General features: G+C 57.8%; 20 protein-coding genes. 10 read left to right on the forward strand and 10 right to left on the reverse strand.

What is annotated here, in order from left to right; genetic code table 11:
• Positions 1-181: 181 nt before the first annotated feature.
• The 4 genes from GOX53_RS24320 to GOX53_RS24335 all read left to right on the forward strand — a co-directional run bounded on the left by GOX53_RS24320 (position 182) and on the right by GOX53_RS24335 (position 2838).
• Positions 182-1072 (forward strand): DUF1403 family protein, encoded by an 891-nt coding sequence (locus tag GOX53_RS24320; RefSeq protein ID WP_171181050.1) that lies wholly within the window; start codon positions 182-184, stop codon positions 1070-1072.
• 2 nt (positions 1073-1074) lie between these two features.
• Positions 1075-1677, forward strand: coding sequence for an SMC-Scp complex subunit ScpB (locus tag GOX53_RS24325; protein ID WP_171181051.1), 603 nt, complete (start codon positions 1075-1077; stop codon positions 1675-1677).
• 124 nt (positions 1678-1801) lie between these two features.
• The gene (locus tag GOX53_RS24330; protein ID WP_171181052.1) at positions 1802-2266 is read left to right on the forward strand and encodes a helix-turn-helix domain-containing protein; all 465 of its coding nucleotides are present in this window, start codon (positions 1802-1804) and stop codon (positions 2264-2266) included.
• Entirely contained in the window at positions 2263-2838 is a 576-nt protein-coding gene (locus tag GOX53_RS24335) for a PIN domain-containing protein (RefSeq protein ID WP_171181053.1), read from the forward strand. Before GOX53_RS24330 ends, GOX53_RS24335 begins: the two co-directional genes overlap by 4 nt.
• A 91-nt stretch (positions 2839-2929) precedes the next feature.
• Here GOX53_RS24335 and GOX53_RS29950 read toward each other — a convergent pair whose 3' ends face one another.
• Positions 2930-3187: an IS66 family transposase gene (locus GOX53_RS29950; protein WP_254446751.1), complete on the reverse strand. Its 258-nt coding sequence runs from the start codon at positions 3185-3187 to the stop codon at positions 2930-2932.
• 76 nt (positions 3188-3263) lie between these two features.
• Complete coding sequence (locus GOX53_RS24345) at positions 3264-4880, reverse strand: hypothetical protein (protein ID WP_171181055.1); 1617 nt, start codon at positions 4878-4880, stop codon at positions 3264-3266.
• A 593-nt stretch (positions 4881-5473) separates the two neighbouring features.
• Between GOX53_RS24345 and GOX53_RS24350 the strand changes: the two genes are divergently transcribed.
• From GOX53_RS24350 to GOX53_RS24375, 6 genes are all read left to right on the forward strand, one after another.
• Entirely contained in the window at positions 5474-5854 is a 381-nt protein-coding gene (locus tag GOX53_RS24350) for a DUF3768 domain-containing protein (protein ID WP_254446752.1), read from the forward strand.
• A gap of 344 nt (positions 5855-6198) precedes the next feature.
• Positions 6199-8172, forward strand: a complete 1974-nt coding sequence (locus tag GOX53_RS24355; protein ID WP_171181057.1) for a ParB/RepB/Spo0J family partition protein — start codon at positions 6199-6201, stop codon at positions 8170-8172.
• A 4-nt stretch (positions 8173-8176) separates the two neighbouring features.
• Positions 8177-8440, forward strand: a complete 264-nt coding sequence (locus GOX53_RS24360; RefSeq protein WP_171181059.1) for a hypothetical protein — start codon at positions 8177-8179, stop codon at positions 8438-8440.
• Positions 8441-8475: 35 nt separating this feature from the next.
• Positions 8476-9030: a DUF932 domain-containing protein gene (locus tag GOX53_RS24365; RefSeq protein ID WP_171181060.1), complete on the forward strand. Its 555-nt coding sequence runs from the start codon at positions 8476-8478 to the stop codon at positions 9028-9030.
• Between the two features lie 267 nt (positions 9031-9297).
• A complete protein-coding gene (locus tag GOX53_RS24370) occupies positions 9298-9543 on the forward strand; it encodes a type II toxin-antitoxin system CcdA family antitoxin (RefSeq protein ID WP_171181062.1) in 246 nt (81 codons plus the stop codon).
• Positions 9543-9839: a CcdB family protein gene (locus tag GOX53_RS24375; RefSeq protein ID WP_171181064.1), complete on the forward strand. Its 297-nt coding sequence runs from the start codon at positions 9543-9545 to the stop codon at positions 9837-9839. Before GOX53_RS24370 ends, GOX53_RS24375 begins: the two co-directional genes overlap by 1 nt.
• A gap of 724 nt (positions 9840-10563) precedes the next feature.
• Here the strand turns inward: GOX53_RS24375 and GOX53_RS24380 are convergent.
• The 8 genes from GOX53_RS24380 to GOX53_RS24415 form a co-directional block, all read right to left on the reverse strand.
• Positions 10564-11565: an ABC transporter permease gene (locus GOX53_RS24380; protein ID WP_171181066.1), complete on the reverse strand. Its 1002-nt coding sequence runs from the start codon at positions 11563-11565 to the stop codon at positions 10564-10566.
• A 10-nt stretch (positions 11566-11575) separates the two neighbouring features.
• Complete coding sequence (locus GOX53_RS24385) at positions 11576-12331, reverse strand: ATP-binding cassette domain-containing protein (protein ID WP_170432336.1); 756 nt, start codon at positions 12329-12331, stop codon at positions 11576-11578.
• Positions 12332-12350: 19 nt separating this feature from the next.
• Entirely contained in the window at positions 12351-13583 is a 1233-nt protein-coding gene (locus tag GOX53_RS24390) for an ROK family transcriptional regulator (protein ID WP_171181068.1), read from the reverse strand.
• 75 nt (positions 13584-13658) lie between these two features.
• Entirely contained in the window at positions 13659-14303 is a 645-nt protein-coding gene (locus GOX53_RS24395) for an AAA family ATPase (RefSeq protein WP_171181069.1), read from the reverse strand.
• Positions 14296-15147, reverse strand: coding sequence for a PfkB family carbohydrate kinase (locus tag GOX53_RS24400; RefSeq protein WP_171181071.1), 852 nt, complete (start codon positions 15145-15147; stop codon positions 14296-14298). Before GOX53_RS24400 ends, GOX53_RS24395 begins: the two co-directional genes overlap by 8 nt.
• Positions 15144-16217 carry a class II fructose-bisphosphate aldolase gene (fba, locus tag GOX53_RS24405; RefSeq protein WP_170432349.1) on the reverse strand — a complete coding sequence of 358 codons (1074 nt, stop codon included), beginning with the start codon at positions 16215-16217 and terminating at the stop codon, positions 15144-15146. Before fba ends, GOX53_RS24400 begins: the two co-directional genes overlap by 4 nt.
• Before the next feature lie 10 nt (positions 16218-16227).
• Positions 16228-17781 (reverse strand): family 43 glycosylhydrolase, encoded by a 1554-nt coding sequence (locus tag GOX53_RS24410; protein WP_371810428.1) that lies wholly within the window; start codon positions 17779-17781, stop codon positions 16228-16230.
• A 17-nt stretch (positions 17782-17798) separates the two neighbouring features.
• Positions 17799-18875 carry a sugar ABC transporter substrate-binding protein gene (locus tag GOX53_RS24415; protein WP_214652691.1) on the reverse strand — a complete coding sequence of 359 codons (1077 nt, stop codon included), beginning with the start codon at positions 18873-18875 and terminating at the stop codon, positions 17799-17801.
• Between the last annotated feature and the right edge of the window lie 270 nt (positions 18876-19145).

The following is a 19145-nucleotide window of genomic DNA, read 5'->3' on the forward strand; positions in this document are numbered from 1 at the left end:
GTTCACAAATGTTCCAGAATTTGTCCGATTTCACAGCCTCAAGCCGGTTGGGCCTGATTCCGAGTTTATCCCGTATATGTCCGATAATTCAATATTATTGGACATAGCGCAGACCGACAAAGCGGGGCGGTTTCCACAGTATATGGTGGTCAAAAGCGCCGTCATGGAATAGTCTTGTGGCATGACCTACGCACGCCTGACGATCGAAGACGACACGTCTATCCTACCCCGGATGCCATCCTGGGTCACCTCCGCGCGCACGGAAGCCCCTGAAGATGTGGCGTTTTTGTCGGGGGCAGCGCTCAGTCACCTGGATCTTGTGCTTACCCGGGAAGATGTACCCCAGACTTTGCTCCGAGAGCGGTTGGCGTTGCGCGCGGCAGAAGCCTGCGTGGCGTTGTCCGGGCGGCCCGAGAGGGCAGGGGAGCTGCGTGATGCGGCAGCGTTTCTGCAGCCAGGCGATCAGGCGGGACCTGCGGGTGAGGTCTACCTGTCCTGGCGGCGCGCAGTGGAGCATCCCGTCTCGATCAAAGGGTTGCATCGGGCGCTGCCGGTTGCGTCGCCGGATCAGATTGCGGCTTGGCTTGATGCGGGAAAGGGGAGTCCTGTGCCGCGCGCGGCCGCGGTGCTGCAGACTGTTCTGGAAGAGCGGCCGCGGGACCACATGTCCGCATTGTTGTTCTCCGATGCGGCCCTGGCACAGGCCTTGGGTTGGGACCCCCTGGTGCCGCTGCTGGCGGGTGGGCTGAATCCACGAGACCTGCGCAAGACCGGGGAGGAACTGCGACTGGCCTGTTGCCGCGCCGTCACCACCTCTGCCGTTGAAGCCACCGGCCTGGCGGCGGACCTGACCCGGCGCGCGACACGGCTGCGGGCGGTCCGACCGAAGCTGCGCGCCAAGGGGGCAAGGGAGGCGGTGACGCTGTTCCTGACCCGGGACGCGGTGGCGCCATCGGCGCTCGCATCGCTGAATTCGGACCGGGCCGCGCGACGATTCTGCGACCGGCTGGTGGAGCTGGGCGCGGTGCGTGAGCTCACAGGCCGGGACACGTTCCGGCTCTATGGGATGTAGCTATGCCGAAGGACCGATCCGAGCCAGACCTGGACCGCGAGTTGGAAGAGCTGCCGGCCGAGCTGCGCTGGCGCGAATGGATGCGGCGCATCGAGGGGGTGCTGTTCGCCTCGGCCTCTCCGGTACCGCGTGAGGGCCTGGCGCGGGTGGTGGGGCAGGGGGTGTCGGTGGATCTGTTGGTCGAAGACCTCGCTGCCGATCTGGAAGGGCGGGCCTTCGAGGTGGTGAACGTGTCGGCGGGATGGATTTTGAGGACGCGTACGGCCTACGCTCCTGCGATCCGGGCGGCGGCGGATGTGGGCACCCAGGACCTGGGCTTGCGCGACTTCGACATCGCGGTGCTGGCCGCCATCGCTTATCATCAGCCGATCACCCGCGACGGGCTCAAGGACATCTTCGGCAAGGAAATCAGCCGCGATCTGATCGGGCGGTTGCATGCTCGCGATCTCATCGCCACCGGTCCGCGCGCGCCCCGCCGCGGTGCCCCCTACACCTTCGTCACCACCGAGACCTTCCTGCTCGCCTTCGGGCTGGAGACCCTGCGCGATCTGCCGGATCGGGAACAGATGGAGGATGCGGGGGTTGCTGCTGCTGCCATTGGCTGAGCACGGAGCCCGAAATGCCGCGTTCACACAATTGCAACCGGTTTCGAATATTTCGAGTGTTGCGATTGTTTCGAATGATGAATATTCTATATCACAACCAAGAAACGAGAACCGGAGAGACAAGATGAACGCCCTCAAGAAAGAGGCGTTCTTTGATCGCTTGCCCGACGAGGTTGAGATCAGGAACGCGGAACAGCTCAGAACGATTGTCGCCTCCCAGATCAAGGAAGGCGAGCCGACAACACTGTCCCTCACCCTTGAAGGTGGCGAGGTTCAAACCGTTACCTTGGCGCCCGCGCTGACGGCATCCTTGCTCGAGGTGCTGCGGCTCGTCTCAAGCGGACGCGGCTTTCGCATGATCCCCGTCGAGGCGGAATTGACAACACAGCAGGCGGCAGATCTCCTGAATGTGTCTCGCCCCTTCCTGGTGAAGCTTCTGGAGGAAGGCGAAATCCCGTTCGCGAAGACAGGTCGACATCGCCGCGTCCGCGCGGAGGATCTTTTTGCCTACAAAGAGAAGCGCGATGCCTCCCGGTCGGACGCCTTGAGTGACCTCGCGCGGACTGATGCAGAGGAAGGTCTTGTATGAGCCGATATGCGGATCGGTTCACAGCCTTACTCGATGCATGTGTCCTGGGCGGGGCGCTCCGTCGAAACATGTTGCTTAGCTTGGCCGAGGCAGGGTTGTTCCGGCCGCGATGGAGTGCGCGCATTCTTGACGAGACCCAGAAGGCGGTCAGTCAGATCACCAAAGGCGCAACAGATGGGTCCCGGCAACGGGCGGCGATCGAGGTCGCGTTTCCTGAAGCCCTCGTGACGGGCTACGAGATCTTCGAGGACAAGCTGGCCCTACCTGATCCGGACGATAATCATGTCCTTGCGGCGGCCATATCAACCTCCGCATCGGTCATCGTGACCGACAATCTCGCTGACTTCCCTGCGGAATCACTGGTGCCGCACGCCGTCGATGCAATCTCGGCAGATGACTTCATCGCCGACACGATCGAGCTCGACCCATCGGAAGCCATCCTCGCTTTGAGGCGCATGCGCGAGCGGTTCAACAATCCGGCTCTCGACGTCGCGGCGCTCATTCACAAGGCAGAGGCGCAGGGATTGCTTCAGGTCGCGACCGTCATGGATGAGTATCAGTCCTTGCTGTGAAGAGCGCCACACAGCTGCCGTTTGGCACGCGTCAGCTATTTGGGGAGCACACGCACCAAGGCCCACAAAAGATCAGAACAACTGGGGAGTATTACACCGGGAATTTGACCCTTTTTGCTCCGGGATTGACAAGCTTGGTTTTGCGGCTGCCGTGTCGCGCCCGAAAAGACCGGACATTCATCGCGCGAGCGCATTGGAAGAAAAGCGATGGCAACGGGTATTCCGCCACCTTCAGAACCGACAAAGAGGTAGGTTTCCTGCTGATGGCGACGGATTTCATCGCCCGCAATGCAGAATTGTTGTCGATCTCCAGGAAACCGTGGTCGAGGAAGGGGCGCAGTTTCTTCATGCGGGTCAGCGCATGGAGGGCAAACGGCGGCGAACGGAATCTCCGCCGCTTACGTGACTTATGCTCTCATGAGAACTTAGAAAGCCGTCCCCGAGGCGTTTCCTAACTCTACGGCTGTCTTGCCTCCTTCGACATCGGTGATGGTCACAAAATACTGAAAACCACCTTCGTTACCCTTCAACTCATTCATGTGACCCTGTGTGTTCTTGGCCCAATTTTCGCAACCCGTCCAATCGCCACGCCAGCAATAGTCAACCTTTGTATGATTTGAGGTCCAGACGGGAGAGAAATCAAGCATCCCACCGGAAACAAAGTTGGCAAGGCTGTCTTCCGCCACGTACGAAACGGCGGAACCATTCCTGGACAACTCGATGGACCTAATCAATCTTAGATTTTCGACTGAAATCACCGGCCAATAAGATGCACTTCTGTGAATCCTCTCCCCGTGGCTATCGTAGTAGTTGTTGAATGCTCTGGATCTCCAGCCGAGGTTATTTGCAAATACGACGTCAATATACTTCAGGAAAGAAGTCTGGATCGGTAATTCATCTGTAGGGCAAGTTACACCGGGATTGTCGAAACACTGCCTAGCAGTAGAAGCCAAATTCGCCAATCTTGCAATGAGGCCCTGTTTTTCATTTAGCAGTTCAGCCTCCATGTTCTCTTTGTAAGTTACGAGTCCTCTATCGACATCAGACTGGATGTCCTGAAGCTTGTAATACCGGCGAACAATCCTGTCTGCTTGGGTTTTGAGGACATCCAGAGACGAGTAAGCATTACTGATATAACCCCAGCTGCTCTCTGCTGGGACATCGAAAAAATTCGATATTGGATCGGCCGAGAAGCGGATTGTAGGAGCGTTGTGAAATATCACTTCGTTTAAGGCTTTTTCTACAGCAACTCGCACTTTGCGGATTTCTCCAGGTGCTATGCTTAAGAAACTGGATGCCGTTGTGCTGCTATCTCTTACGCCATCTTGAAAAACCAAAACATCTAGGCTGGTAGATTGATCGACTTTTCGGGCCTCTTCGAGCATGTTAGACGACACCTCTCCAGAACTAGAACCGCTACTTGCCGAGAGGGAGATCGCGGTCTCAATGCGTTCTTTGCTGGAAGCATCCGAGAACGAGAATACATAAAGGATGCTGAATGTTGTCTTCTTTCTGACTGATGTGATCAAGGACCTGCCGCAGCGGCGATAGAATTTCTCTGGATCTCCAGTGGTATTAGCATCATCAAGTGCCTTTTGGCCTCGTTCATTCAGATCCGCCTCTTCCAGGAAAAAGGCACTGTACTCCCGGGTTCCAACCACGCTGTACACGATAGATCTGTTACTGTTGAATGCTTCCTTCAGTGTGTCGAGAGATGCGCTCGCCTTGACACTTGCCAAGCCAAATGACGTCGATCCTCTAGCGGTTATTTTGACGCTTGCCTTCTCTTCGAGTTCTGAAAAGTTATTAACATATCTTTCTTCGATCCTGTTCCCCGCTATTGGAGCTTCCTGGGGTACTGTTGTTTCAAAGCATGAAGATAACGAAGCTCTGGAATACGGAGACAGAGGGTTCCAGGTTTCTCCAATTCTCACTTGCATATCGTGTTCGTAGTCAAATGTCTCCGAAGTAGCTGCCTGTGAAAATGCTATGCCGACCGAAAGGGCGGCAAAGGTAGTTCTTAACACACGTGACAATAGCATCCATCGCTCCACTCTAAGCTGATTCATGTTGTGAATGCATCACTTGGCAAGGCAAGGTGTCAAGAGTGCTGATTGCCAACTTCCTGTATTTCTTGGGCAATTTTGAAGTTCGGCGGTGTTTGAAATCTGTCAAAACCGGCCTTCGTGAGCCTCCTCCTGTTGACTAATGTTGACATTCGCGGCGACCTTCCGACGAAGGAGCTCTGATGCGGTGATCCGCGTGAGGCGCGAGGATCGGGGATATTAAAGGTCTGGCCCGCCTCCGCTGGCGCTCTGGCAGACCAGTCTCTTTTTCAATGCCATGTCCGCCTGACAGCAGCCCCCGGTTCTCAACAGGGGTTGTGATGCCGCGCAGGCGCGTCAGCCGTCGCGCAGAAAACCGGCTCCCCCACCCGCACGCGGGTGGTCCCCCCAATTTTCGGCGCTCGGCCCCCTGTCTTCGATCCGGGCCCGGCCGCAGATCGGGCTTCGCCCTCAGCTGCTCTGTCCAGCCGAAAGGCACGGGGCCTTTCATCTGACAGACCAGTTGAGGCTCTGCCACTGGCGGAAGGAGGCACCAAATCCTCACCGTCTCACCACAAGGAGGATTGGCTTTGCCAAATCTGATGGACATGACGCCGGAACAGATCGCCCGGCAGCTTGAGATCAACGCCATCGCCCAGCAGAACGATGCGTTTCGCAAGTATCCCCACGCCGACGAGTCGATTGGCCGATGGGTGATTACCCGCGCGGTGAATGAAAAAGGCCCGGGTTTCGTCCTGGCCTGCATCGCAGCGGTGCGCGCATACGAGGCTTTCACCGAGGATGCGGACCCCTATGGGGAACGCGCGATGGGGTCGTTCGAGATCGAGGGCGAAACCGTCTGGTTCAAGATCGACCTTTATGACGCGGCCTATGAGTATGGCTCCCCGGCTCCGGCGGACGTCACCAAGACCCGCCGCGTCCTGACCATTCTGTTCCCGAGCGACTACTGAACCCGGCGGCGGAGTCATTCCTTTTGTCCCCGCGCCGAGGCTGGCCTGTCGGGCAGGCCCAGGGGGAGGGCGGTAAACGCCCTTCCCACCCCATCACCACAAACGGAAAGGACGGTGAGAACACCGAGCAAAGACCCGATAACGCGCTGGAACGCCGAGGCATGGGCGCTTGTCAAGAAGGGCGATGATTTGGGTATCAGATGCCGCTTCCTGACCCAATTCGGCGGTTAGCGCCATTGGTTCGAGCGAACCCACGAATGGGGTCACGTGACCCTTTCGCCTCAACCCTCTCGGAGCGGGGCACCAACAACACGACACTCACCATTCAAACAAGGATTGTCCCCATGACAGAACAGAGCAAAATCACTGCAACAGAAGCCCGGATTCCGCTTGGCAGGCTGACCCTCTCGCCCATGAATCCCCGGCAGGACGTGCCCGAGGCGGATGTGGTCGAACTGGCGGACAGCATCTGGGCGGCTGGCCTGATCCAGAGCATCGCGGGTCTGGCCGATGACAAGGGCGGGGCGGAGATCGTGGCCGGTGGCCGTCGCCTGCGCGCGCTGCACTATCTGGCAGAACAGCACCCAACCCTCGCCAAGACGCATCCCGGACTGGCGAACCCGATGGTCATGCTGGCCCCGGATGCGGAAACCGCCGAGACGTGGGCAAACGCCGAAAACATCAGCCGCAAGGACCTCGCCCCGGCAGATGAAATCCGCGCGTATGGCAAGATGCACAACGCGGGCGCACCAGTCCCCGGCATCGCCCGCGCTTTTGCGGTGACCGAAAAGCATGTCTATCGCCGCCTTGCGCTGGCCAACCTGCATGGGCAGATCATCGATGCGCTGGCCGCAGGCGAGATCAGCCTGAGCATGGCGGCGTGCTTCACGATCAGCAACGACGAAAAGCTGAGCCTGGAAGTGTTGGAGCGTGTGCGGGGCGATCACTGGTCCGACCACCAGCTCAAGAGCATGCTGAAACCCGACAGCGTGACAGGCTCCGACCGCCGCGCGGTCTTTGTCGGCGAGGAGGCCTACAAGGACGCCGGTGGCCGGCTGGGCGGCGATCTGTTTGCCGAACAGACCTTCTTTGACGATGTGGCGCTTCTGGACGACCTCTTTGCCACCAAGCTGGCCGAGAGTGGCGAGGCCGTGACCGGCACAGGCTGGAAATGGGTCGAGGTTCTGGATGCCAGCTATGTCGGCTATTACGAGATCGAACAGCGCAAACTGGACCGCATCTACCGCGAGGAAGGGGTGCTGTCCGAGGCCGATGCCGCGCGGTATGACGAACTGGCGGAACTGGCCGAGGGTGACGCGCTGGACGCGGCAGGCGAAGCCGAACTTGCCGCCCTGCAGGAGACGCTGGATGGCGTGTTCACGGACGCGCAAAAAGCGCATGCCGGTGTTCTGATCCACGTCAACCAGAGCGGCGGGTTTCAGACCATCGAGGGTCTTGTGCGCCGCGAGGACAAGAAAGCCGCCATCGAGGCCGGGGTCTTGCAGCGGTCCAGCCACATCAGCGGCGGCAACGACAAGCGCAAATCCCCGATCTCGCAGAAGCTGGCCGACGATCTGGCCCGTGTGGTTACCGGCGCGCGCCAGCATGCGGCGCTGCGCGATCCCGATCTGATTATGGCGCTGCTGGCCTTCCAGCTTGCCGGGGGTGTCACCTATGGCAAGCCGATTGGTCTGAGCCAGAACGAGGTTCCGAACTGGCCCACGACCGAGGCCGTGGGCTATGCGCTGGATGAGCGTTTGACGACGCTTGCCGAATGGTCCGGCGATGAGTGGGATCGTGATGTGGCCAAAGAGTTCCGTTCGTTCCGCAAGAAAGGTGCGGACCATATTCAGGCCGAGTTGATCCGGCATCTGGCCAGCCTTCTGAGCGGCGGCGAAAAAGACCTGTGCGCCCTGATCGACCGGGAGGTCAAACCCGATGTGCGCGAGGTCTGGACACCGACCGATGAGAATTTTTTCAGCCGTGTGGGCGGCCCGTATCTCAACGCCATCTGGCGCGAGGTTCTGGGCTTCAAGGCCGATCACCCGACGATCACCACGTTCGAGAAGCTGAAAAAGCGCGACAAGGTCGCCAAGCTGCACTCCCTTTTCAACGATCCCGGCACCCGGGAGGTGATGAAGCTGAGCAAGGCCGCGCAGAAGCGGATCGCCAAATGGCTGACCCATCCCAATTTGACCAGACTTCAAAGTCGGCGCGAAGCGGGACCCACAAGCGGAGAAAAAAATGGCAGCATTCATTCAGAACCCCAACAGCCCCGAATACTGGAACACCGTCAAGCGCAGGACCGCTCGGCGTGAGGCCATGACGCGTGTGAAAGGCGCATTCGCGGAAATACGTCCGGGCTTGATCTACGAAGCATGGATGGCCGACGTCTCCACTGCTGTTTGCATTGCGGCGCAACAGATCGGGCTCACCAAGAACCCAACGGATTACCAGCAGTTCCGCTCTGCCTGCGCGGACGAATTTGGCCTGCCTGAACTCGCTGCCTGCGAGGACCGGGAACTACAGTCCAGCGCAAGCAAGGCAATCAGCGAAGCAGCCGCAGACCTCTATGGCGAATGCTGAGATCGGCAATCCCTTATCACGAAAGGAATGAGACAATGGGCTACAATCGTTACATGCGCGGAATGTCGAATGGCGGTCTGGTCACGGGTCAGGCCCTGAGCGACGACGACCTGCGCAAGGCCGTTCCGTCGATTTTTGCAACCGAAGCCCACGAGAGCCGCAGTGAGCGGTTTGTGCCGGTGCCGACCATCGACGTGCTGAGCGAACTGCGCAAGGAAGGGTTCGATCCGTTTTTTGCGCAGCAGGCAAACACCCGCATCAAGGGCAAGGCGGCCTTCACCAAGCACATGATGCGCCTGCGTCACCGTTCGATCAGCAACGCTGAGGGCGAGGCTTTCGAGATCATTCTGGTCAACGCCAACGATGGCACCAGCAGCTATCAGATGGTGCCGGGGTTCTTTCGCTTCGTCTGCGCCAATGGGTTGATGGTGGGAGACAGCTTCAACGAGGTGAAGGTGCGCCATTCCGGCAATGCCATCCATGAGGTTGTCGAAGGCGCTTATGCGACGCCTTGGGCATCGCAATGGGCGATGCTCAGGGGGAGGTGGCGGTGCCCGTCGCCACCTCCTTCTCTTAATCGGGAGCATTAGGTGTTTGAAGTCGACTTCTATGAGGATGCCGATATGTCGATGTTCTCCGCGCCGCAGTTGGTTATGAGTTAGATCAACTGACAAAGTTTGTTGCGCAGGCCTTATCTTTGCGAATCCGCAGCAATCTCTATCCATTGAGGCTCGCGACCGCCTCGGGTTTTAAGTAAATGCGATCCTGCTCGAGGATTCCCATGGTAGCAGGACGGCTAGCTCACTTGTAATACACACCTGTCGTGTGCATACTGCATGCGACAAACAGGAACAGCCATGTCTCAGCTTGCAAGTGAAAAACAACGCACAAATGTGACCCTGAACGCCAAAAACCTGGCGAAAGCCCGCGAATTTGGTCTCAACGTTTCGGCGATCAGTGATGCCGCATTGGCCGACGCAGTTGCGCAGGCTCAGGCAAAGGCGTGGGCTGAAGAGAACGCAGCGGCAATTGCAGAGCGTCGAGAGTGGATCAAAAAGAACGGAACGCCGCTGGCTGACGTTCAGGTCCTGCGGACCGATTGATGCCGCAGTTTCACGTTTACGAACTTGCCGATGGCCGCTTGTTGCTCGACCTGCAATCAGACTTGATCGACACCGGCAGCCGCGTCGTCGCCCCCTTGTTTCGCGAGACCCAAGGGCCCTCTCAGATCAACCGCCTTGAACCTATCCTCAAAGTAAATGGTGTTGCCTACGTCCTGCACACAGCGGAACTGGCCGCGGTGCCAACAAGCCTCCTGAAAGGTCAACCCCTGGCTGATCTGACGGAGTTTGACTACGAAATTCGAGGGGCCCTCGACATGGTGTTTTCGGGGTTTTGAAGCCCCATTTGGCGCTGCCCTCGAGGCAGGCAAAGACAGCACTGAACTGGAGAGCTAGCTGCGCGGTAGCTTGAGCCCATTGTCAGAGGTATCAGCCAAAGGGCAGCGAGAGAGTTCTGAAAATGATCAGCACAATGTCCATGATAACAGGCCAAGCGCAGCTAATATTTAACATAATTTCGCTTACACCGCTGTGTCGCCGTAGTGGATCTCGCTCTATTTCCGGTTTCGAAATCCCCGATTCTGCTGAAAAAGCGTCACGTTCAAAGCTTAGCTACAGCGCCTTTATTCACCCTTTAGTCTCTTGATCTGACGCCTCGTCGGGCCAACCAGAAAGGAAAAACTGCCAGGTCGCGATGGCCCCAATCGCGCCAAACAGAATGGCCCAGAACAAGTTCCCGGTAACAAGCTCCAAGATTGCCCATCCAACGCTCAAGAGTGTGACGGCAACCCGCCGCCAGAGCGGAAGAAAGAAGGGTACGCGAAGTTCGAACATGTTCATCGGGGGATTACTCCAACGCTATGGAACACGTGATGTTAGACCTCTGGCACGATAGGTGCGCCAGCAAATGCAATCAACCAACGCCCTACCCCACGGTTACACGTCTCGGATTCTGCGCAAGCCGTTGAGTGGTTGCAAAGGTCGACGGCCGCACTGCCAACATTCAATGCCTCGGCATCGTTGCGCACAGCTCAGGCAGTCCCACCACGATGTCATTCGCTGTTACTTCACCACGTCCACCTTGCTTCTGTTCAGCGAAATAGCGATGGCCGCAATCAGCAAAACACCCAAAGCGACCTGACTCCATGATGGTGGCACGCCCGCGATTGTCAGCCCGTTGCGGACGATTGTCAGGGTCAATGCGCCGATGATTGTTTTGACCACACTGCCATAGCCACCTGTCAGCGGCGTACCACCAAGCGCAACTGCAGCAATTGCGTCGAGCTCAATCATCAGACCCGCCTGAGGCGTTGCCGCCCCTGCCCTTGCCAGGTTGACGCAAGCCGCCAACCCCACCATCAATCCTGCAGCGGCAAAGACCTTGATCTTGAACGTCGTGACATTGATCCCGACCAGGCGGAGGACTTTCTCATTGCCACCTACGGCGCGCAACTGTTGACCAAAAACGGTCTTCTCATAAAAGGCCCACATGAACAGCGCGACAATCGCCGCAAGAATGAAGATCGCGGGGAATTTGCCCATCGATAAAAGCCAGGGTGCTGCGACAGACGAGATGTTGGTGCCGCCTGACACGCTATCGTCCGTTATGTAGATCGCGGTGCCGTCGGACGCGATAATCACAACGGCGCGCACGATGATCAGCATTGCCAAGGTTGTCACAAATGATGGGATCTTGAGCAGTGAAATAATCAGGCCGTTGACCATGCCAACAAGGCCACCTGCGACAATTCCCAGGATCAAGCCCACATCCCCGAACCAGAGCATTCCAAGTGCCCCCAGAAACGCCGAAAATGCCAGGCTTGACCCGATGGAGATATCAATTGAACCGGTTGTAACGATCATCAACTGCGCAAATGCCAGTAACATCAAGACAGGCGTTTGCTGCGCGATGAACGTCCAGTTGCGCATCGACATGAAGCGGTCGCCGGAAATCGCCCAGAACAACAAGATCACCAGAACAATGGCAATGAAAGGCACATAGTCTCGCAACATTTCCGCGCGTTTGGGCGTCAGGAAGGGGCCGGAGGCGGTTGTTTCGGTCATGTCGTTCTCCTCATTCGCCGAGAGTTATGGCCTTCACGAGCCGGTCCGAAGTAATCTCGTCGCGTTTGAATTCACGCGATGTGACCCCGTGATGGGTCACTACGATACGGTCAGCGAGGCGGCGCACCTGATCGAGATTGTGGCTGACCAAAAGGAATGACGTGCCCTGCTTGTCGCGCACATCCTCAACCAATCGCTCGACCTCCGCCGTTTCATTCGGTCCAAGTGCAGCGGTCGGTTCGTCAAGGATTACGATGTCGCTTCCCCAGGCAATGGCGCGCCCGATCGCGATACTTTGTTGTTGTCCTCCTGACATCGAGGAGATTGGTTGTGACAAATCCTGAACGGTGGTGACATTGAGCTGCGCGAGGGCTTCACGGGTTTTTTCGCGCATCTTTCGTTCATCCACAAAAATCCCCCATTTGCGGGGGATGCGCCCCAGAAACAGGTTGTATGGCGCCGTCATATTGGGAACCAATGCCAGATCCTGATAGACAACTTCGATCCCGCATTCCTGCATATGAGAAACGCTGTGCTCAGCGCGGGACACTTCCTTGCCATTGATGATGATCTCTCCACCGTCCGGAACATGGGCCCCAGCCACAACTTTCATCAACGTTGATTTTCCGGCACCATTTCCGCCCACGATCGCGACAACTTCACCGCGATGAAGATCAAAGGAGCCGTCACGCAATGCCTGGACACCACCGAATGACTTCGAAACGTGTTTCACCGAAAGAAGAGGTTGAGCCGTCTGGTCATTCATAGTGGGTTCTCCTTCATTCCTATCCGCTTGCTTCGGCAACAAGGGCTTCTGGCTCGGCTCTGGGAGAACCGAGATAGGTTTGTGCAAGTACGTCCAGAAAGGCTCCGCGCAGAACTGTATCTTCGCTTTGCTGGCTCAGCTCGATGTCGACCGCATCATAGATGCTTGGCAAAACCGTCGCTCTTACATGGGTCTTGATTTGTTCAAGAAAGTTTTGACCGAACCCGGCATATTCGTCTCCGATCACCACCAAATCCGGATTGACGAAGTTGATGCAGTTGGTGATGCCTTGCGCCAGATAGCGTGCAACCCTGTCCACCTCTTCGCTAGCAAGCCCGTCTTCCGCCGCGTATGCGTCGAGGACCTGAGAAAAATCAGCGTCTGAAGTCAATGTCGTGCCGCTGACGTCCCCCGCGCGCTCCCGAATGGCGCGCAGTAGAGCAATGCGTGACGTAAAGAGTTCCAGACAGCCTCGATTTCCACATTTGCACTGCTCGCCATCAACGCTGATGGACGTATGCCCCAGTTCACCTGCAAGTCCTTGCGCCCCGCGGTGCACATGGCCATCCACGACAAGCGCCGAGCCGATCCCCTGACCGGCGGACACGTACAACATGACCTTGGCCCCCAGCGCCCGGCCATGATGGCGCCATTCAGTCAAGGCTGCTGCCTTGGCGTCGTGTGTGGAGTGAACAGGAATGTCGGGGTAGCGGGAGCGCAGCTCGGGGATCAGATCGAAGCCCTGCCATTGCGGGCTTTCAGTCATGAGGATGACACGTTCATCCCGCTCCAGGAACGGGCCAGGAACAGCCACGCCAATGCCATCGACCTGTTTCAAATTGCCAATCTGGCGATCCAGTATCTCGGAGATCTCCTTGAAAGTCTGCTTGGCGGACCCGTCTCGTGCGATGGGGAATTCATTGGTCTCCAGCAAGTCACCGCGCAGATTGAATGCAGCGATGGAAAAGCTACGCCGCTGCAGTCGGAGACAGAGGATGTATCGCCCGGAACCGACAAAGGCCAGGTTGATCGATCGCCGGCCGCGCCCCCCGCGAACAAGCCCCACTTCCTCTACGATGCCATTGTCGATAAGGGGTGCAATTGCACGGGTGACGGTCGCCTGATCCAATCCGGTGGCTACGCTGATTTCCTTGCGCGAGCACTCTCCCATGTCGTGCAAAGCCGCAAGGATGGCGCGCCTGTTGTGGCCTTGAATGCCTTCGATCGACAGGCCTTTTTGAGCAAGCTTCATGTCCGAACCCCAATTATTGCAATTTGGCTCAAACATAGCGAGTTTTGCTTGCGACCTGCAATCAACTGTGGGGTGCTACGCATTGACGACCTCCTGAAACAGGATGTCGGCGAATGTAGCACTTTGTCGGATCCTCTCCGCGTTGGGCATGTCGGTCTTGGTGATCTTTTCCCGCGTCTCGACTTCACCTCTGCCGCCACGTTCGTGGCGTTGCATCAAGCGCTGCTTCAGGAGATCGTCCGGCGTATCTACAAAGATACGCAGGTCGAAATGCGATGCCGCTTGAAGCCAGGGCGCTTCATTCATCAGAATGTAGTTGCCCTCGATTATGCAAACGGCTTCGTTTCCTTCGATCCGGGTCCCTTCTGGGACCGGGTCATGTATGTGCCGGGAATATCGCGGCCACCAGAACGCATCTCCCTTGGACAAACGTTCCACCGCGCGGGCAAACGCGTTGCCATCAAATGTATCGATACGGCCTTTCACGCTCCTAAGCCCTTCGGCCTCAAGCTGGGCGTTTGTTTTGTGAAACCCGTCCATCGGGCAGTAGGCAGCGATGTGCCCGGCAGCGCGTAAATCCTCGGCCAGCCGCTCGGACAGCGTAGATTTGCCCGTCGCCGGAGGCCCCGCAATTGCGACAATGAGCGGCGGTTGACCTGCACCTATCCGCTTTTCAATTGCGCCCAGAAGGCTGGGATAGTCGGCGAGCTGCTCAGGCATCCATCCAACTCCGCGTACCCGCATGAGTGCATGACTTACCCGCGATCTGGTTGGCGATATTCAGCGCATCTATAAATGACCCGATCTCGAGATACGCGTGGCAGAAAACGCCGTGGAAAATGTCCCCTGCGCCCAAGCTATCGACAACGTCCACCTCCAAAGCGGGTATCTCACCCTGACGTCCCTGATCATGCCAGACGACCCCAGCGTGACCCCGTGTCATCGCCCAGCGATGGATGCCCAGGTCCTCACACATATTGGCAAAGGCGCGCGGTCCCTCGGGACAAAACACGTCGCTGACAATTGGAATATCGGCCAGCTTTAGAAAGTCCGGTGACCAGTCTTTCCAGCCACCGCCATCCAAAATGATTGGCCCTTCAAACGCGCGCAAAGCGTCAGCGTGCGCCGCGACAAAATGCCGTTCGTACTGGTCGATCTGAATCAACCCGTATCCTTCCGTCAGGATCAGATCCTCTTGAGAATGCACCAGTTCGCACTCATCCCCTGCGCCATTGACAATCATCCTGGCCCCAAGGCTCCGGGTTGAAACAACTGTCGAAAGAGGGATGCGATAGTCCGGGTCATTACAGATGTCGTGCACCGTAACGTTTCTGTCCTTCAGATCGGACGTCAGCATTGTCTTCATTGGGCCCGGCGCACCCAGCGATGTAGCCAGCGCCGCCCTTCCGCCAAGATGGGCGAACGTAACGGCGGCGTTCAAAGCAGACCCGCCCGGGATCACATCATTGCTCAAAGCCTTGGTCTTCCCGTCCGGACCCGGAAAATCCTCGACAAGCGCGGTGACATCCATCACCGAGCGGCCTATGAACAGCGCCCGGCTCACGCGGCCTTCCGGGATGGATCGAGCCCGCCATCAGCATACCGCTTTGCCATTTCGGCAACTGGGATCGGCTTGATTTTACACCCGTGGCCCGCTGCCCCGAACCTCTCGAACCTGTCACGGACCAGCGTCTCAAGCTCCGCCATCCCGGCCAGGATAAACGCCCGCGGATCGAAGTTCGACGGGTTGTCCCGGGAGAAGCGCCGCATCGCGCCGGACATGGCCATGCGGCAATCGGTGTCGATGTTGATTTTTCGAACACCATGTCGGATCCCACGTTCGATCTCTTCGACGGGGACACCCCAGGTTTGTGGCATTTCACCACCAGAGGCGTTTATCAGGTCCTGCAATCCCTGTGGCACAGAGCTCGATCCATGCATCACAAGATGAGTATTCGGTACGCGACGGTGGATCGCCTCAATCTGGCTGATGGCCAGGATGTCGCCATCCGGTTCCCGTGTGAACTTATAAGCGCCATGAGATGTCCCACAGGCTATCGCAAGCGCATCAACCTTGGTTGCAGCAACAAACTCCGCCGCCTGATCGGGGTCGGTCAATAGCTGATCGTGATCCAGTTTGCCCTCTGCCCCGGACCCGTCTTCTTCACCCGCCTCGCCGGTTTCCAGCGATCCAAGAACACCCAGCTCTCCTTCGATTGACGCACCCGTCCAATGCGCGATCTGTGCAACGCGGGCCGTGATATCGACGTTGTGGGCATAGCTGGCGGGTGTCTTGCCGTCGCCCATCAGGGAGCCATCCATCATAGCCGAGGTGAACCCCGCAGCGATGGCGCTGACGCAGGCCTGTTCATCATGGCCGTGGTCCTGGTGCAGACAGATTGGGTTGTCGGGATACATGGACGCCAGTGCATTCACTATGGCGACGATCATCCGATCTCCGGCATAGGCCCTGCGAACATTCAAACTGGCCTGAAGGATCACCGGTGCGTCGCAGGCGCGCGCAGCGTTCATGATCGCAAGGCCCTGCTCCATATTGGAGATGTTGAACGCCGGCACACCAAATCCTTGATCCGCCGCATAATCAAGCAATTGTCTGAGGGTTATGAGGGGCATGGCAAGGCCTTTACTTGCGGAAGTTGAGATTGTGGAATTTGGCCGAGCCTTCCTGAACAAAGAGACCCCAGGCATCGGTATTGGAGATGTCATAGACCCTGAAGGATGCAACAACCTGCCCGGCCACAAAGCACTCGATGGCCGACCCGTTGCGCAGGATCTGGACCCGGTAACACCCATCCTCCGGTGTGAAGGCGAGCGGACGCTCGACCAATGGGCTGTCGATCTCCTGACGGACCTCAATGCCATGCCGTTCATTGAGCACCAGGCTGTCCCAAAGTGGATCCATCGCGGCAGGCCAGCGATCAAACAGGACGCGCTCCTTCATGGGCTCGATTGAAAGGCTGTAACCGCTGTCCAGATGATCGCCGCCTCGGGGTTCGATGAGAATACCCACAGCTTCGGTGGCGGGATCAGGTTCAATCACTACATCGAGCAACACATCATCCCGGTTCGGACCGTCGATGAACGCGTATCCGTATGATCCTGTCGCATCGCACCGAGGGCTTGCATCGCCGGTCCAGTCTCCCAACATGGGGCGCAGCTTGTGGGGCACGGTCTCTGCGTAACTCTGGTCCACGTTATCGGGCAGTTTGCAGGTCAGCGTGCCGTCTGGCAGCGAGACAAGTTCGCGCGGGCTGCCCAGTTCTCCGCCCCAGACCCAGCTACGTTTGGGGCCGTGATGCTTGCGGAACGGAATCCATGCGAAACTCATGCGGCGGTCGCCATCGCTGGCGGATTTGGCGGCGTAGAACCGACGCCCGTCAAGACTGTCGAGCTTGCGGCTTTCCCAAGGACCATCCGGGGACTTTGACACCCGATACACGGTTTGCATTCGTTCCGAGTAGCGGCTTTCAACCAGATACCACCAATCGCCCAGCTTGAAGATTTCCGGGCATTCCGGGCAATGCGTCAGCATCGAGGACGCCAGCGGCGGGCCGACCTCCCAGCTTTCCAGATCATCGGACGTGGCTACGGCAACACAGCCCCGACGAAACTGCGGACCTTCCTTGAGGCGTGCCGAGATCAGCATCTTGAAGCACCCTGCCTCTTCGTCGCGGTAGACAAAGGGGTCTCGCCAATCAACGGTTTCGTACCAGCGGGGATCGGGGGAGATCATCGGGTTGGATCCGGATTTCTCCCAGGTCTTGAGATCGGTCGACGTTGCTTTGCAAATTGACTGTGGCGAGGCCGATTGACGGTTGTAGCCAGTGTAGAAGAAGTGAAAAACGCCCTCGTGCTCAATGACAGAGCCGGTCCAGATCCCATCACCGTCGCATTCGCCATGCGCGCCGGGACCAAAAGCGTCGGGCATTACTTCCCAGTTTACGAGGTCATCTGACCGAAGATAAGCGGTCGAGACGCGCGCCCGCTCAACATATTCCCAGGCACCTACGGGGGGTTGGGAAAAAAACAGATGCCACGTGCCATCATGGTAGAATGGCATTGTATCACCAGCGGCAGCACCGCGCTCCGGAGCGTATCCGAAAAGTCTCATCTGCGGACCTCGAAAAAGAGTTTGATATTTCTGGGTCCCCCGGCCCATTGAGCCGGGGGAGGGCATGCTGCGTGCAAGGGGAGTTATTGCACGTAGTCTTGCCAGTTTGCCTGCCAGGCGTCGATGAAACCAGGCAGATCAGCGTCGGGATTATGGACCTTGCTGAGACTGCGAATGGTGTCCGGCGAAAGTATACAGCCGTTCAGAAGACTGTTGGCATAGGTATCCACATTGTCGGCCGTTACCGGGATGAGGCCGACCCGCGGCTGGGTGTCCTCAATCGGGTGACCGTGCAGATAGTCATAGAGCTGGATAAGACCGAAACCGCCAACCATCCAGTGACCACCGATCGAGAAGTCCAGCTTGCCGTCCTTGATGAACTGAGCCACCTGCTCGTCGATATCTGTGGTGATGATGGCGATGTCATCTCGCCCGGCCTGTTCCACCGCAAATTGACTGCCAAGGCCAGCGACCGCACCAAGCACGACGATCGCGTCAATCTCGCCAGGTCCGAAGCGGGCAATGAACTGTTCAGCATATTTCTGGCCATTCTCCCGGTTCAGACGATCCCAGGCCTCGGCGATCACCTCGACCCCTGCCGCGTCCAGTTCCGATTGGACACCAGCCCAGATTTCTTCCGCAGAAGTCACACCCTTCTGGTTCCAGACCATCGCGACTTTCTTGTGCCCCAGATCTGCCGTGGCTTTGCCAATCGCCTGCCCCCAAGTGTCATTGTTCTGGGTCACCTGCGCGATGAAATCCTCACCTTCATAGTCATCGTCGTAGCTGGACACCACCAGTCGACCGACGGCAATGCCCGGAATGTCATTCTCTTCCAGAAGACGGGCGACCTGGATACCGGCCGGCGACGTCAGCGGGTTGAAGATCAGCCCGTCCGGGCCGCTTGCGATGATGGATTCAGCTTGCGCAGCGTGCTGCTCTTCCGAGTTCTGATCGTCAAACTCCTTCAGCTCGACACCAAGCGCTTCGGCGACGCAGCGTTCAAAACGATGGCGGTTGATTACCCAAGGGTTTGTTTCCGGCTGGCCAAGGTCTGCGATTACCAGATCGGTACGAGCTTCGCTTTGAGCCGTTGCCACGCTCGCAAGCGGCAACATGGCTGCTGTCACAAGCAAAGGCTTGAGCATCTTATAGGTCATGATCTCCTCCCTGGAGAGTTTTTCGCGTTGATTGCGGAGAGGTAAACTCCTATTTAATGCGTACTGCAATTAAATGCAGTTTGCAAGTATATATCCAACCTGCTGAACCGGCCCATGAACCTTGAGGTCGCGAAGCGGCAAAAATCCAGGTTTTACGGCTCATGCAGTCAAGGCATCAAGTTCCGCGCGAACCTCGCGGTACGCCACGGCCCGGTAAGGAACCGGTTGGGCCGATGACCGACGACTGCGGGTCCATCGCACTCAATAGGA

Source organism: Ruegeria sp. HKCCD8929, from assembly GCF_013031405.1.
Classification (GTDB): Bacteria; Pseudomonadota; Alphaproteobacteria; order Rhodobacterales; family Rhodobacteraceae; genus Ruegeria.